General features: G+C 52.8%; 13 protein-coding genes. 8 read left to right on the top strand and 5 right to left on the bottom strand.

Translation table 11 applies throughout. The annotated features are described in order from the left end of the window. The first annotated feature begins 19 nt into the window (after positions 1-19). A complete protein-coding gene (locus KNP02_RS12515; protein ID WP_214709709.1) occupies positions 20-916 on the top strand; it encodes a class F sortase in 897 nt (298 codons plus the stop codon). 45 nt (positions 917-961) lie between these two features. Here KNP02_RS12515 and KNP02_RS12510 read toward each other — a convergent pair whose 3' ends face one another. The 3 genes from KNP02_RS12510 to KNP02_RS12500 form a co-directional block, all read right to left on the bottom strand. Continuing rightward, positions 962-1669: an ABC transporter ATP-binding protein gene (locus KNP02_RS12510; RefSeq protein WP_214709707.1), complete on the bottom strand. Its 708-nt coding sequence runs from the start codon at positions 1667-1669 to the stop codon at positions 962-964. Further along, entirely contained in the window at positions 1669-3306 is a 1638-nt protein-coding gene (locus KNP02_RS12505; protein ID WP_214709705.1) for an ABC transporter permease, read from the bottom strand. Before KNP02_RS12505 ends, KNP02_RS12510 begins: the two co-directional genes overlap by 1 nt. A 134-nt stretch (positions 3307-3440) precedes the next feature. Beyond that, positions 3441-4508: a Fe(3+) ABC transporter substrate-binding protein gene (locus KNP02_RS12500; protein WP_214709703.1), complete on the bottom strand. Its 1068-nt coding sequence runs from the start codon at positions 4506-4508 to the stop codon at positions 3441-3443. A 228-nt stretch (positions 4509-4736) separates the two neighbouring features. On the opposite strand from KNP02_RS12500, the gene KNP02_RS12495 reads away from it, so the two are divergent. Together KNP02_RS12495 and KNP02_RS12490 are read left to right on the top strand one after the other, a co-directional pair. Then, positions 4737-5309 (top strand): TetR/AcrR family transcriptional regulator, encoded by a 573-nt coding sequence (locus KNP02_RS12495; protein ID WP_214709700.1) that lies wholly within the window; start codon positions 4737-4739, stop codon positions 5307-5309. 24 nt (positions 5310-5333) lie between these two features. Next, a complete protein-coding gene (locus KNP02_RS12490) occupies positions 5334-8477 on the top strand; it encodes an efflux RND transporter permease subunit (protein WP_214709698.1) in 3144 nt (1047 codons plus the stop codon). Between the two features lie 46 nt (positions 8478-8523). Here KNP02_RS12490 and KNP02_RS12485 read toward each other — a convergent pair whose 3' ends face one another. After that, complete coding sequence (locus KNP02_RS12485) at positions 8524-9261, bottom strand: YwqG family protein (RefSeq protein ID WP_214709696.1); 738 nt, start codon at positions 9259-9261, stop codon at positions 8524-8526. Between the two features lie 151 nt (positions 9262-9412). Between KNP02_RS12485 and KNP02_RS12480 the strand changes: the two genes are divergently transcribed. The 5 genes from KNP02_RS12480 to KNP02_RS12460 all read left to right on the top strand — a co-directional run bounded on the left by KNP02_RS12480 (position 9413) and on the right by KNP02_RS12460 (position 13051). Beyond that, positions 9413-9769: a CidA/LrgA family protein gene (locus tag KNP02_RS12480; RefSeq protein ID WP_214709694.1), complete on the top strand. Its 357-nt coding sequence runs from the start codon at positions 9413-9415 to the stop codon at positions 9767-9769. Beyond that, positions 9766-10440, top strand: a complete 675-nt coding sequence (locus KNP02_RS12475) for an LrgB family protein (RefSeq protein WP_138860118.1) — start codon at positions 9766-9768, stop codon at positions 10438-10440. The genes KNP02_RS12480 and KNP02_RS12475 overlap by 4 nt, the downstream gene beginning before the upstream one ends. A gap of 145 nt (positions 10441-10585) precedes the next feature. Further along, positions 10586-11824 carry a peptidase T gene (gene pepT / locus KNP02_RS12470; RefSeq protein WP_214709692.1) on the top strand — a complete coding sequence of 413 codons (1239 nt, stop codon included), beginning with the start codon at positions 10586-10588 and terminating at the stop codon, positions 11822-11824. A 55-nt stretch (positions 11825-11879) separates the two neighbouring features. Beyond that, complete coding sequence (locus KNP02_RS12465) at positions 11880-12326, top strand: OsmC family protein (protein WP_114164930.1); 447 nt, start codon at positions 11880-11882, stop codon at positions 12324-12326. 2 nt (positions 12327-12328) lie between these two features. Next, positions 12329-13051 carry a DNA/RNA nuclease SfsA gene (locus KNP02_RS12460; protein ID WP_214751542.1) on the top strand — a complete coding sequence of 241 codons (723 nt, stop codon included), beginning with the start codon at positions 12329-12331 and terminating at the stop codon, positions 13049-13051. Positions 13052-13074: 23 nt separating this feature from the next. Here KNP02_RS12460 and KNP02_RS12455 read toward each other — a convergent pair whose 3' ends face one another. Further along, complete coding sequence (locus KNP02_RS12455) at positions 13075-13686, bottom strand: stage II sporulation protein M (protein ID WP_214709688.1); 612 nt, start codon at positions 13684-13686, stop codon at positions 13075-13077. Between the last annotated feature and the right edge of the window lie 125 nt (positions 13687-13811).

Below are 13811 nucleotides of genomic sequence, written 5' to 3'. Positions count from 1 at the left end.
TCAATAAGGAGGGAGCCCCATGAACAAGCGCCATTTGTTTCTGGCGCTCTCTCTCTTTTGTTTTGGCTTCTGGACGTGGACGAGCGCCCAAGAATCGTCGTCACCACCTGTAGAAGAAAAACAAATAGAGGAGAGCCCAGATTTATCGGCTGAATTCTCACTTCTACAGGAAGAGGTGAAGAAGCTCCGATTAGCCGAGGAAGAGGAAAGTGCCAAGGCCGCGACACCCGTCCAACTTCAAATTCCCAAAATCAAGGTCGACACCGCGATCGAACAGGTCGGCGTACTCGACAACGGACAGATGGGCGTCCCAAAAGACGAGAACCAAGTCGGTTGGTTCGAGCCGGGCGTCAAACCCGGAAGTAAAGGGAATGCCGTCATCGCTGGACACGTCGACAGTAAGACCGGCCCCGCCGTCTTTTATGAGCTCGATCAACTGAAGACAGGCCATGACGTGACGATCATCGACGAGAATGGCAACACGTTGACGTTTCGTGTCACAAAAACAGAGAGTTACGATACGAAAAACGCACCGATCGAGGATATCTTCGGGGCCACGTCGAGTCGACATTTGAACTTGATCACGTGTTCCGGTACGTTCGGTGACGGCGGTTACGACGAGCGTTTCGTTGTCTATACCGAACTTGTCGCTACCGAGATCAATACCGAAGTCGAACTCGACGCACCGACGAGCGTCGAACTCCGCGGGAACTTATTGACGTGGCACGCCGTCCGTGACGACGCCGTCATCGGCTATCGCGTCTATGAAGTCATCGACGGTGAAACGACGCATATTAAAAGTATCCCGTCGCACGCCCGGAAGAGCATCGAGGTCACGAACGAGCAGGCAACTTATTATGTGACAGCCATCAATCAGCTCGGGAATGAATCGGCTCCTTCTAAACAGACGAAGTAACCACAAAGAACCCGCAGACGATTTATGTCTGCGGGTTCTTACGTTTTACACAAAACACGGAATCTGCGGGTTGAACGTCTTGTTGTTCTCCGTCATGATCTGTTTTTTGATTTTGCCTTCACCGAGATAGACGATACGGTCGGCGAGCGCCCCCGCGTCCTCTTCATCGTGCGTGACAAAAATCGTCGTCGTCCCCGTCTGTTTGAGGAGGCGGCGCAAATCGTCGCGAATCCGATGTTGGAGCGACGTGTCCAAGTTGCTGAACGGCTCATCTAAGATGAGGAGCGACGGTTTCGGTGCGAGCGCACGCGCGAGCGCGACACGCTGTTGCTGTCCGCCACTGAGCTCATACGGATAGCGATGACGGAACTCGGACAGGTTCACGAGCGTCAACATCTCTTCGACACGCTCGTTTCGCTCTTTCCGGCTCAATTTATGCAGACCGAAGCGGATGTTCTTCTCAACGGTCATATGTGGGAAGAGCGCATAGTCTTGGAACACCATCCCGACACCACGCTGTTCAGGCGGCATGAACTGGCAATCGTCGCAACAGACACAGTCGTTGACGACGACGACGCCTTGATTCGGCATCTCAAGCCCTGCGATGAGGCGTAAAATCGTACTCTTCCCAGAACCACTGTCACCGAGAAGCGAGACGATTTCACCTTTCGTGATCGAGATGGAGAATCCTTTAATCGTTTCGGCTTGCGCACCTTTATAGCTGAAGTGTAAATCGTTGATTTGAACAAACATTAGTCGGCCTCCTTATCAAGCACCTTATGGAACACAAAGATCAACAGTCCGCTCATGAGCACAATGACAATCGAGGCGAGCGCGGCCTCATGTATCTTCTCGTCACTGACATATTTGAACGCCTGTGTAGCGAGCGTCGAAAAATTGAATGGCTGCAAGAACAGCGTCAGCGGCAATTCTTTCATAATATCGATAAAGACGAGGATGAACGCGCTCATGATGGCCCCTTTAATCATCGGGATATCGACCCGGAAGAACGTCTGTACCGTCCCCCACCCGAGCATGCGCGACGCTTCCGTGAACGACTTGCCGACTTTCTCAAATCCACTCTCGATCGAGTTATAGCCGATGGCGAGGAAGCGGATGACGTAGGCGAAGATGAGCATGATGAGCGTCGTCCTGAACACGAACGTCTGACCTAAATCCAGGGCGAGCGCCACGTTCAACACCCACTCATCAAGCAGCAAGAACAACGTGATGACGGCGATGGCGATGGCCGCTCCCGGAATCGAATAGCCGAGCGTCGTCACTTTCGAAATGACGCGTGTCATGTTCGACGGGAACAGGCGCGTGTAGTTCGCGATGATGAGCGCGAACACGAGAATGATCACGGTCGCAATGAACGCTACGCTCACCGTGTTCCAGACGAGACGGAAAAACTCGTCCGTGAACACTTGTTCAAACGTCAATACCGTCCAAGCAACGAGTTGAACGAACGGAATGAAGAATGCGACCGCGAAGATGGTCGCTACATAACCGAACACGGCGTATCGATGCCATCCATTCAGTTGTCTCGGTTTGAGCGGCTTCACTTTCGTCGTCGCATAGCTGAACTGTTTTCGACCTCGGATCAGCCGTTCCATCGTCAAGATGGCGATGACGAGAATCATGAGCGTCCCAGCGAGTTTGAGCGCTGAGGACGTATCTTTCATCCCGAACCACGTACTGAAGATGGCCGTACTGAACGTCTGAATCCCGAAGTATTTGACGACGCCATAGTCGTTCAACACTTCCATCAAGACGAGGCTGACCCCGCCGATGATGGCGACGCGCGAAATCGGGATGACGACGGTGAAGAAGATATCCCACGAGCCGCGACCGAGGATACGGGCGTTTTCAATCATCGAGGACGATTGATTGTGCAGGAAGGCACGCGTGATCGTGTAGATGTATGGATACAAGAACAGCGTGAAGATGAACACCGTCCCTTGAATCGTCATGATGTTGAAATACGTCTGGTCGACCGTGATACCGAACTCGTTGCGAAGCGTCGTCTGGATGACGCCCGTATAGTTTAAAATCCCGTGATACGTATAAGCCCCAATGTAAGGCGGGATGGCGAGCGGTAAGATGAGCGCCCATTTGAAGAACCGACGGAATGGAAAGTCGTACACCGTGACGAACCAAGCCAGGCTCGTTCCGATGACGGTCGTCAACAATCCGGTCGCGAGCATGATGAACAGTGTATTGCGCACATAAGTCGGCAACAAGTACTCGCGAATGTGTTGCCAGTTCTCGTTGACCGGTGCGAACAGTTCGACCAAGACGACGACGCCTGGCAGGACGATGAACACCAGCGCGATAAAGCTGAGGATGGCCCATCCATTCAGTTGTCGTTTCAGCGCGTACCAGTTCATGTCGTACAACTCCCGTTCTTTCGTTCAGTCACTTCCTGTCCCATCATATCAGTTTCCGCGCCACCGGTGTACCGTCAGCGTGCCATGAAACACAAAAACCTTCGGCCTGAACATCTGTTCAAGCCGAAGTCGTCTTATTTCCAGCCCGCTTCGTTGAAAATACGGATGGCTTCTTGCTGGTTTTCACCGAGGACAGACAAGTTGATGTCCTGCTCTTTGAACTCACCCCATGATTGAAGGAGCTCGTTCGGTTCAACCGATTCGTTGACCGGATACTCGTAGTTCACGCTCGCAAACTGCTCTTGTGCTGACGGATCAGACATGAACTCCATGAGTTTCTTCGCGTTTTCTGAGTTCTTGGCTGCTTTTGTCATCGCAATCCCCGAGATGTTCACGTGTGTCCCCGTCGTGTCTTGGTTCGGGAAGAAGACACCGAGTTGCTCGGCCACTTTCTTCTCTTCCGCGTCTTCTGAGTTCAACATGAGACCCATATAGTATGTGTTCATGATGGCGACATCACCTTCACCGGCCACGACTGCTTTCGCTTGGTCACGGTCGTTTCCTTGTGGGTCGCGTGCAAAGTTATTGACCATACCTTTCGCCCACTCTTTTGCCTGGTCGACACCGTTCACTTCGATGAACGAGGCGAGGAGCGAGATGTTGTACATGTTCTCAGACGGACGAACGAGCACTTTTCCGTTCCACTGTTCTTCTGTGAGCGCTTCGTATGTTGACAAGTCTTCTGGTTTCACACGGTCTTTTGCATAGACGATGACACGTGCCCGTTTCGTGAGACCGAACCACTCGTGGTCCGTATCACGATATTTTTCAGGGACGTTCGACTCAAGCACGTCGCTATCGACCGCTTGAAGATGTCCCGCGTCTTTCGCTTGATACAAGTTCCCGGCGTCTGCCGTGATAAAGAGGTCGGCTTCTGTGCTCTCACCTTCTGTGTTCAAACGCTCGAGAAGCTCATCGCTCTTCCCTTCGACGACGTTAACTTTTACGCCCGTCTCTTCTTCGAACTGCTTGTAAAGTACTTTATCGACGTCATAGTGACGGCTCGAGTAGACGTTGACGACTTTTGACTCTTCTGCTGTCTCGTTATCATTTGACGTCGTCTCTTCCGTGCTCGCGCAAGCGGCCAGGAGTGATGTTGTGAGCGCAGCCGATAGGCCGAGCGCCATGTACTTTTTGTTCATTTGATTATCCCCCACTTATTCATCTCTATTGTTGGTAATGATAATTACTCTCAGTTACTATCATCACTGATAATCATTCTCACGTCAACCTTTTTTTGAAATCGTTTACAGTAGTTATAAATACATAACTTAACAGTTTTGACGTCATCATTTCTTGACTTCAAAATGACTACGCACCTATAGTGGAAGAGAACAAACCGTCTGGTCGGTACAGAAAAGAGGGATGACATGACAAACCGATCAATAATCACCAAGCAAAAACTGTTGGATGCCGCGACCGATATCATCATGGAGCACGGTGTGCATCACCTGACATTGGATGAAGTCGCCAAGACGGCGGGTGTCTCGAAAGGTGGTCTTTTGTACCACTATCCATCCAAAGAAGCGTTGTTGACCGCCATCGTGGAACGGCTCCAAACCGAGCAAAACGATTTGTACGAATCGCTCCAAGCCGATGGCAATGGCCCTGTCGAGGCGTTCGTACGTCTCTTTGACGAGACGAAACTTCATCCGGAGCGCTCAGCCATCCACATCGACGCCGAAAAGATGATTGCGTTCCTCACATTGTTCGCCGTCGACCAAGAGTACGCAGAGCGGTGGAAACACGACCTCGACACGTTCTTCGCACAGTTTCAACAGACGAGCGATCCAGTGGAGACGATGATCATCCGCTATGCGCTCGAAGGAATGATGATGTCCGAGCACTTCAATGTCGGCGTCGCCCCACCTGCTTTAAAACAAAACATTATCGCTCGCTTGATCGAGCGAGCCCAGAACATCGATTCGGGTAAAACAGACTAATCTATTAGAGGAGAAATGAACCCCATGCAAAAAATCACGTCCTTCTCCGTCAACAACAAGTTCGCCGTCTGGTTGATGACGATCATCTTGACGGCCGCCGGAATTTTCGCCGGCTTGACGATGAAACTAGAAACGTTGCCTGACATCACGACACCGACTGTCTCGGTGACGACGATTTATCCAGGCGCCTCACCTGAACAAGTGCTCGACGAAGTGAGCACCGTGCTCGAAGAGCGCTTGAAGAGCTTGAACGGGGTCGAACAAGTTCGTTCGTCTTCGTTCCAGAACGCGTCAAACATTCAAATCGATTATGACTTCAGCACCGATATGGAAGAAGCTGAACAACTCGTCAAAGACGCGCTCAGCAACGTCGAATTGCCAGAATCCGTTCAAGACCCACAAGTATCACGACTCAGTTTTGACGCGTTCCCTGTCGTTGGTGCAGCCGTCTCAGATGAGAGTCTCGATTTGGCCGAATTGACGAAATTGGTCGAAAATGAGTTGCAACCGGCCCTTGAAGGCGTCGAAGGCGCTCAGACCGTCCAAATCGCCGGACAAGAGATTCGTCGCGTCGAGCTTCGATTCGATGAGGAGGCGCTCGCCGAATATAACTTGACGGAAGACACCGTCAAACAGTTGATTCAAGCGAACGATGCCCGCATCGCGCTCGGCCTGTATGAACTTGGTGATACGGAGCAAGCCGTCGTCATCGACGGGAAGTCGGAGACGCTTGAGGCGTTCCGCGATCTCCAAATTCCGTACTCACCCGCACAAACGGAACAGCCGGTGCCAGGTGCGCCAACGGAACTTCCGACTGGCGAGACCCCACAAGTCCCGACTGACGTGCCAGGTGCAGTCCCACCTGCGAATCTACCGACGACCGTCCCGACGGTCGCTTTGAGCGAACTCGCGACGATTGAAGACCGTGGCATCGAGGAATCGATTTCACGGTCGAACGGGGAACGTTCAATCGGGATTCAAGTGACGAAAACGCAAGACGCGAACACCGTCGATGTCGTCAATGCCGTCAAAGATGCGCTTGCCGATTTCGAGACCGACTATGACACGGCCAACGTCTCCGTCACGCTCGACCAAGGTCAACCGATTGAAGAATCGGTCGAAACGATGGTCTCGAAAGCGTTACTCGGTGGTCTATTCGCCATCTTGATTATTCTCGTGTTCCTTCGTAACTTCCGCTCGACGATTATCGCGGTCATCTCCATCCCGCTCTCGCTCTTGATGGCATTGATCGTCTTGAAACAGCTCGATATCACGCTCAACATCATGACGCTCGGTGCGATGACCGTCGCCATCGGGCGGGTCGTCGATGACTCCATCGTCGTCATCGAGAACATTTACCGTCGCCTCACCCGTCCGAACGAGACGTTGCGCGGCAAAGACCTGATTATCGCCTCGACGAAAGAAGTGTTCATTCCGATCGCTTCGTCGACGATCGTCACGATCGCCGTCTTCTTGCCGCTCGGATTCGTCACAGGCTTCGTCGGCGAGCTGTTCTTACCGTTCGCCTTGACCGTCGTTTTCGCTTTAATCGCGTCCTTACTCGTCGCGATCACGGTCGTACCGATGATGGCCGACTCGTTCTTTAAGAACCGCGACAAGCTGAAGCCGGAAGAAGGACCAGGGAAGCTCGCCGAATGGTATCGTGGCGTCCTCAACTGGTCGCTCAACCATAAACTCGTCGTCTTCGGACTGGCGACGCTTCTCTTAATCGGAAGTTTCGCCCTTGTCCCAGCTATCGGGGTCAACTTCTTGAACCAAGAGTCTGAGAAGACGCTGTTCGTCACGTTCGACCCAGAACCGGGTCAAACGCTTGACGATTCGATTGCGGCGGCCGAAATCGCCGAGACGTATTTCATGGAAGAGCAAGCGGACGCCACCGACGTTCAATTCACGGTCGGTGGTGAGAACCCGCTCAACCCTGGGAACAACAAACAAGGAATTTTCATCGTCCAGTATGATCCGGACACGAAAGATTTCGCTGATGTCAAAATCGCTGACGTCGAACGCTTGAATGAACTCGCCTCAGGCGGTGAATGGAAAGAACAAGACTTCGCCGGCGGTGCCGGAACGAGCGGTGTGACGTATAACGTTTACGCCAACTCTCTCGAAGATCTTGAAGCCATCGTTCCTACGTTCATTGAAACGATTGAAGAAGAGACGGATTATGTCCGTCAAGCGACGTCTGACCTTCGCGAATCATACGTCCAGTACACGTTCAACGTCGACCAGCAGGCAGCTGCTGAAGCAGGTGTCTCGGCCGCTCAGCTCGCCCAGACGATTGGACAGTTCCAAGCCCAAGAAGGCCCGCTCTCGACCGTGACGATCGATGACAAACAGCTCGACGTCATCATCCCGACGGAACAAGTCACGTACGACAGCATCGACGACTTGCAGGAACAAGAAGTGACGACACCGTTCGGCCCTCGCCCAATCTCGGACTTCATCGAAGTCGAGGAAGGCACGACACCGGATACACTCGTCCAACGTGACGGGAAGCTCCTTGCTCGCGTCAACGTTGAGCTCAGCACGGACAAAGCGACGGAAGCTTCGGCTGCCATCGAAGAACGTGTATCGGACATCGAACTCCCGACTGGCGTCTCCTATGACGTCGGTGGGGTCACTGAACAGATTCAAGAATCGTTCACCCAGCTCGGTCTCGCCATGCTCGCGGCCGTCGCCATCGTCTACTTGGTGCTCGTCATCACGTTCGGCGGTGCCGTCACGCCGTTCGTCGTCCTGTTCTCGCTCCCTTACGCGATTATCGGGGGACTCGTCGCCCTTCTTATCACAGGCGAAACGATCTCGGTATCTGCCTTGATCGGGGCGCTCATGTTGATTGGGATCGTTGTGACGAACGCCATCGTCTTGATTGACCGCGTCATTCATAAAGAAGAAGCTGGTCTCTCGACACGTGATGCCTTACTCGAGGCAGCCGGTACGCGCCTCCGTCCAATCCTCATGACGGCTCTCGCGACGATTGGTGCCCTCGCACCGCTCGCGCTCGGTCTTGAAGGTGGCGCTTTGATTTCGAAAGGTCTCGGTGTGACCGTCATCGGTGGATTGACAAGTTCAACGCTATTGACGCTCCTCATCGTTCCAATCGTGTATGAGTTCTTCGCACGGTTCCGTAAGAATAAAGAAGTGTAACGGAAAAGAGAGTTGACCTAAACAGGATCGACTCTCTTTTTTGTGTTCAATGGCATTGCATGATGATTTCGGTTTCTTCAAACCGTTTGGCTCGGAGCGCTTCGGTCGGGATGAGGAAATAAAGGATGCCGGCGTCACCGAACATGATGTCGAGTTCTTCGCTTGAATCCATTTGGAAAAGGAGGAACGGATCGCTGAAACGGTCACCGTACGTATCTTCCATTTCTTCGAACACATCGTTTTGCACTTCGTCCGGATGTCCACCGATCGCGTGCACCTCGCCTTCATCGAACAACTCTTCTAAGGCGATGTACTCGTCTTCAGTCATGAGATTGAATAGCGTATCAACGTTCGGTGCGTAGGATTCCTCGAACACGACGGCTCGCTCATTGAGTGCCTCGCCGATCCGGACCCGTTCAAGTGTCGTCGTTTCAGTGTAGAGAACTCGCCAAAGATGACGTTCATCTGTATCACCCCACGGCTGTTCCTCCATATCATAAAAGAAAGAGAGCAATCCATGTTTCGGAAGCTCCTCGACCGACTCGAAGCCTACGAAGTCGCTCAAGCGAAATTGCGCCAAAAACGTCAAGTTTTCTCCCGGATGGTCCGACACACTCGGTAAATCTGGGTAACCGCCAAATTTTGAATGCCCGATTGCCACTTCTTCTCGCGCCGTCCGCGGTACGAGTTTCAAGTTGATTCGTTTCATGAACGCCGCCAAGACTTCATTCCCGTCCTTAATTCCATGTGTTTTTATAAACTGCTTCACCGCTTGTAGTTCCATCTCCACACCTCGTTTACATAGGATGCTCATAGTGTATCACAGCGAACGTACGTACCCATTCTCTTTTTTGTCCTCGCCTCTCTCTTGACCTAGATGATAAAGTTTGAGAGAATCCATACGTTTTGAACTTAAATGCGAAAGGATGGTATACATGCAACTCTTTATCAAATGGATGATCGGCCTTTCGCTCTTGTTCGGCTTGAGCGCGCTCGGCAATTGGATCGTCGCCACTTTAGAATGGAAAGTGCCTGGGAACGTCGTCGGGATGATGCTGTTGTTGATATTACTTATGACAAAAATCATCCGAGTCGAATGGATCGAGGACAGTGCCGGCTTCCTCACGAAACATCTCGCTTTCTTCTTCATCCCGATTGCGGTCGGTCTCATGTCTTATAGTAATCTATTAAAAGCAGAAGGGATCCCGCTCTTTCTCGCCTTGATGATCAGTATAAGTGTTGGACTCATCGTGACCGCCATCATCTCCGGAAGACGAGGTGAAGCGTCATGACATTATTTTGGGTACTCGTCACAGTTGGTGTCTATCTCATCAGCCGAAAACTATCATTTAAGTGGGCGTCTCCGTTCACGAACGTCGTCTTCTTGAGCACAACTATTTTGATTGTGATCCTCCTTCTCTTTGAACAGCCGTACGACGTGTATGAACCGGCCAAAGATTTGATCACGATTTTACTCGGCCCGGCGACCGTCGCCCTCGGTCTGCCGTTGTACCGCAACTTGCCGACGCTACTCGCACGCGCGAGACGTGCCCTCAGTGCAATCGTTGCCGGTACCGTCTCGACGATTATCGTCGCAGTCATGATTGGAACGGCGCTCAAACTGACGGACCAAGTGCTCATCGGGCTAGCGGTCAAATCCGTCACTGCTCCGATTGCACTCGAACTGGCAAAACAGCTCCAAGGAGACGCGGCGCTTGCTGCCTCTATCACTGTCGCCTGTGGCATACTCGGTGCCATGTTCGGTCCGCTAATGTTGTCGCTTTTCAAAGTGACTGATCCGTTCACGCGAGGACTCGCACTCGGAACGATCAGCCACGGCATCGGCACGGCTCAAGCCGCGACAGAACATCCGCTCTCAGGGGCCACCGGGGGCGCGGCGATGGGCCTGTCCGCCATCTTCACGTCGTTTTTGTTGCCGTTTCTCCTGCCGTTCCTTCTTTAAAAAAGGCCAGCACCCTTGTTTCATACAAATTGAGTAAAAGTAGAGGCCTTAGCGCCTCTCTTTTATTTTCAAACAATTTCGATACTTTTCAAAACGGCTCTCATGCTACACTAAACGAGAACAGATTGATTAGAGGAGGCAGACCATGCAATCGAAATTAATTGAACGTTTAATCACGTATGCAAAAATTGATACACAGTCCGACTTTACGAGTGAAACGACACCCTCAACAGTGAAACAATGGGATTTGATTCGCCATCTCGAGGCTGAGTTAAAAGCGATTGGACTCGAGGACGTCGAGACGGATGACTATGGCTACTTGTTCGCCACCCTTCCGAGTAACGTCGACCATGACGTACCGACGATCGGCCTGCTCGCCCACGTCGATACGGCGACCGACTTCACCGGGACGAACGTCAACCCGCAACTCGTCGCACATTACGAGGGCGGCGATATCGTCTTGAACGAGGCGCTCCAAGTCATCTTGTCGCCGCGTGACTTCCCGGAGCTCGATGGCTACGTTGGACATACACTCATCACGACAGACGGCACGACGCTGCTCGGTGCCGACGACAAAGCCGGCATGGCCGAGATCGTCACCGCGGTCGAATACTTATTGGCCCATCCGGAAATCCCGCATGGCCCGGTGCGAATCGCCTTCACACCGGACGAAGAGATTGGACGCGGACCACATAAGTTCGACGTCGCCCGCTTCAACGCCGATTTCGCCTATACGATGGACGGCGGCCCGCTCGGTGAACTGCAATACGAGAGCTTCAACGCTGCCGGCGCCACGGTCACGTTCCATGGGACGAACGTGCACCCGGGCAGCGCCAAAAACAAGATGGTCAACTCGATGAAATTGGCGATGGCGTTCCACAACCGCCTCCCGGCCGATGAGGCACCGGAACATACGAGCGACTATGAAGGCTTCTTCCATCTGAACGGCTTCTCTGGCGACGTGGAGACGACGACGCTGCAATACATTATCCGCGACCACGACCGCACAAAGTTTGAGGCGCGCAAAGCGTTGCTTGAAAAGCTCGTCGTCGAATGGAAACAGAAGTACGGCGAAGCGCGCATCGACTTGAAAATGGACGATCAATATTACAACATGGCCGAGAAAATCGAGCCGGTAAAACACATCGTCGACACCGTCGCCGACGTCATGCGCGAACTAGGCATCGAACCGAAAATCGAACCGATTCGCGGCGGGACGGACGGTTCGCAACTGTCGTATATGGGACTCCCGACCCCGAACATCTTCACCGGTGGCGAGAACTATCACGGCAAGTTCGAGTACGTCTCCGTCAACAACATGGAAAAAGCGACCCACGTCATCATCCAGACGCTCCGTACGTTCGCTGAACGCGCGCGAGCATAACACATGCGCCTCCAATCGTTCTCTTCTAGAATAGAGACATTGGAGGCGATTTTTTATGAAGCATACGTTTCAAATGAACCTCGACTGGACCGGCGGACGCAACGACGTCGGAACGATCGAGGCCGAACGGTTAAAGACACAGATATCGATTCCCCCGGAAATGGACGGGCCCGGCATCGGCACGAACCCGGATGAGATGTTGCTCGGTGCTGCGGCGACCTGCTATATCATCACACTTGCGGCTATGCTCGGGCGAAGCGAACTGCCTCATCAAGGCATCACGATTGACGCCGAAGGCATCGTCGACGTGACGAACGGTGTCTTCACGTATGAGACGATTCGCTACACGACACGTATCAACGTTCCAAAAACGGCCACAGATCGCGATATCACGCTCGTCGAACGAATCGCCAAAAAAGCGAAGGATGGCTGTATGATTTCACGCGCCTTGGCCGGCAACGTCGCGTTCGAACTCGACACGACGGTCACGCGCGTCGTCTGACGATGTATCGCTTTGTATCTCCCCTGCAGGAAGGGGTCATCCTGAAACGCCGCAATCGGTTCGTGATGGACGTATTGCTCGGCGACACTGTCGTCGCCTGCCACTGTCCGGTCACCGGTCGCATTGGCGACCTCGTCTTTGACGGGGTGCCTTGCCTCGTCTCAGCGACGGACGACCCGCGACGGAACACCGCCTTCACAGTGGAGGCCATCTCGATCGACGCGGACCGACAATGGATTGGAATTCATCAAGGCCGCGTCAACGATTTCGTCGAACATTGGTTGCGGACGAACGTGATTTCAGCTTTTCCTTCTCCGAAACATGTGGAACGAGAGAAAGTCGTCGATGCGTCACGAATCGACTTTAAAGTCGATGGCACTTATATCGAAGTGAAAGCACCTCTAGCCGAGTTGTTCGTAACGCCTCTCCCCCGCTTTGAACGGCGTGCGGTGACGAGACCGATCGAGACCGAACGGTTGATTCGACATCTCGAGACACTCATTGCGACGTTGCCGAAAACGGGTCGGGCCGTCTTGCTGTATGTTTTCTTATATAATGCGCCCATCTTCACCGGCAACCCGAATCGGAAACACGACTTACGAATTCGGCAGCTGATTCGCGACGCAATCGCGGACGGACTTGAAATCTGGCAAGTGAATGGCGAGGTGTCTACGGAAGGGATTCGTTTAACCCACTGTGTCGAGACGACGCCTCATTTCAAGTAAAAAAGCCATCAGCGATGGCTTTTTTACTGTAATAACAGTGGGGTCACGTACGCCTCGATGATCGCAGAGATGGCGAGGAGCGGAACTGCGATGACGAGAAATGTCTTCACGCCTGCCACGAACAGCGCCTTGAACGTGACGTCGGTCTCTTTCCCACGTAGTTTTTTCCAGATGTAACGGTTAAGCGACAACCCCATCGCCGCTCCGAGCAAGATGGCCGAGATTTCGGTGATACCGTGGGGCAAGATGCCGAGCACGATGACCCGGATCACGGATTCGCCGGCAACCCCAACGAGCATGGCGACCAGGCCGATGACCGCGGCGTTGATGACGACGAACACATACGGGATGAAGAGCGGGATCATTCCGAGCAGGAAAGCGAGCAACGTGACGCGCGTATTGTTCACGAATAGGGCGATCATCGTCTCGCGTGCGCTCGAATCGAACGTCAATCCTTGTGATTCAAATGATTCACCGAGCTGAGCTAAAATTTCGTCCACTTGTTCAGGGGCGATGACGGCCCTGAATAGAAAATACGACCCGATGCTCGTCACGAGGAAGATGACCCAGAGCCGGAAGAAATCTCGGCTGTAGTAGTTTGACCACGCTTCTTTCAGCGAGAGCGTTGTTTTCATGGCTGATTCCCCCTTTCTTCTCTATACGAATCAGGCTGCTGTTTGTTTCATTTTTACCCACGACTGCGCGTTTTCAAAAAACGTGATACAATACACGTCGTAAACTAATCAGAAAAACGAGGGAT

Source organism: Exiguobacterium sp. s40 (assembly GCF_018617905.1).
GTDB lineage: Bacteria > Bacillota > Bacilli > Exiguobacteriales > Exiguobacteriaceae > Exiguobacterium > Exiguobacterium mexicanum_A.
The sequence above is the reverse complement of the archived record's forward strand: the minus strand, read 5'-3'. Positions and strand labels throughout refer to the sequence as shown.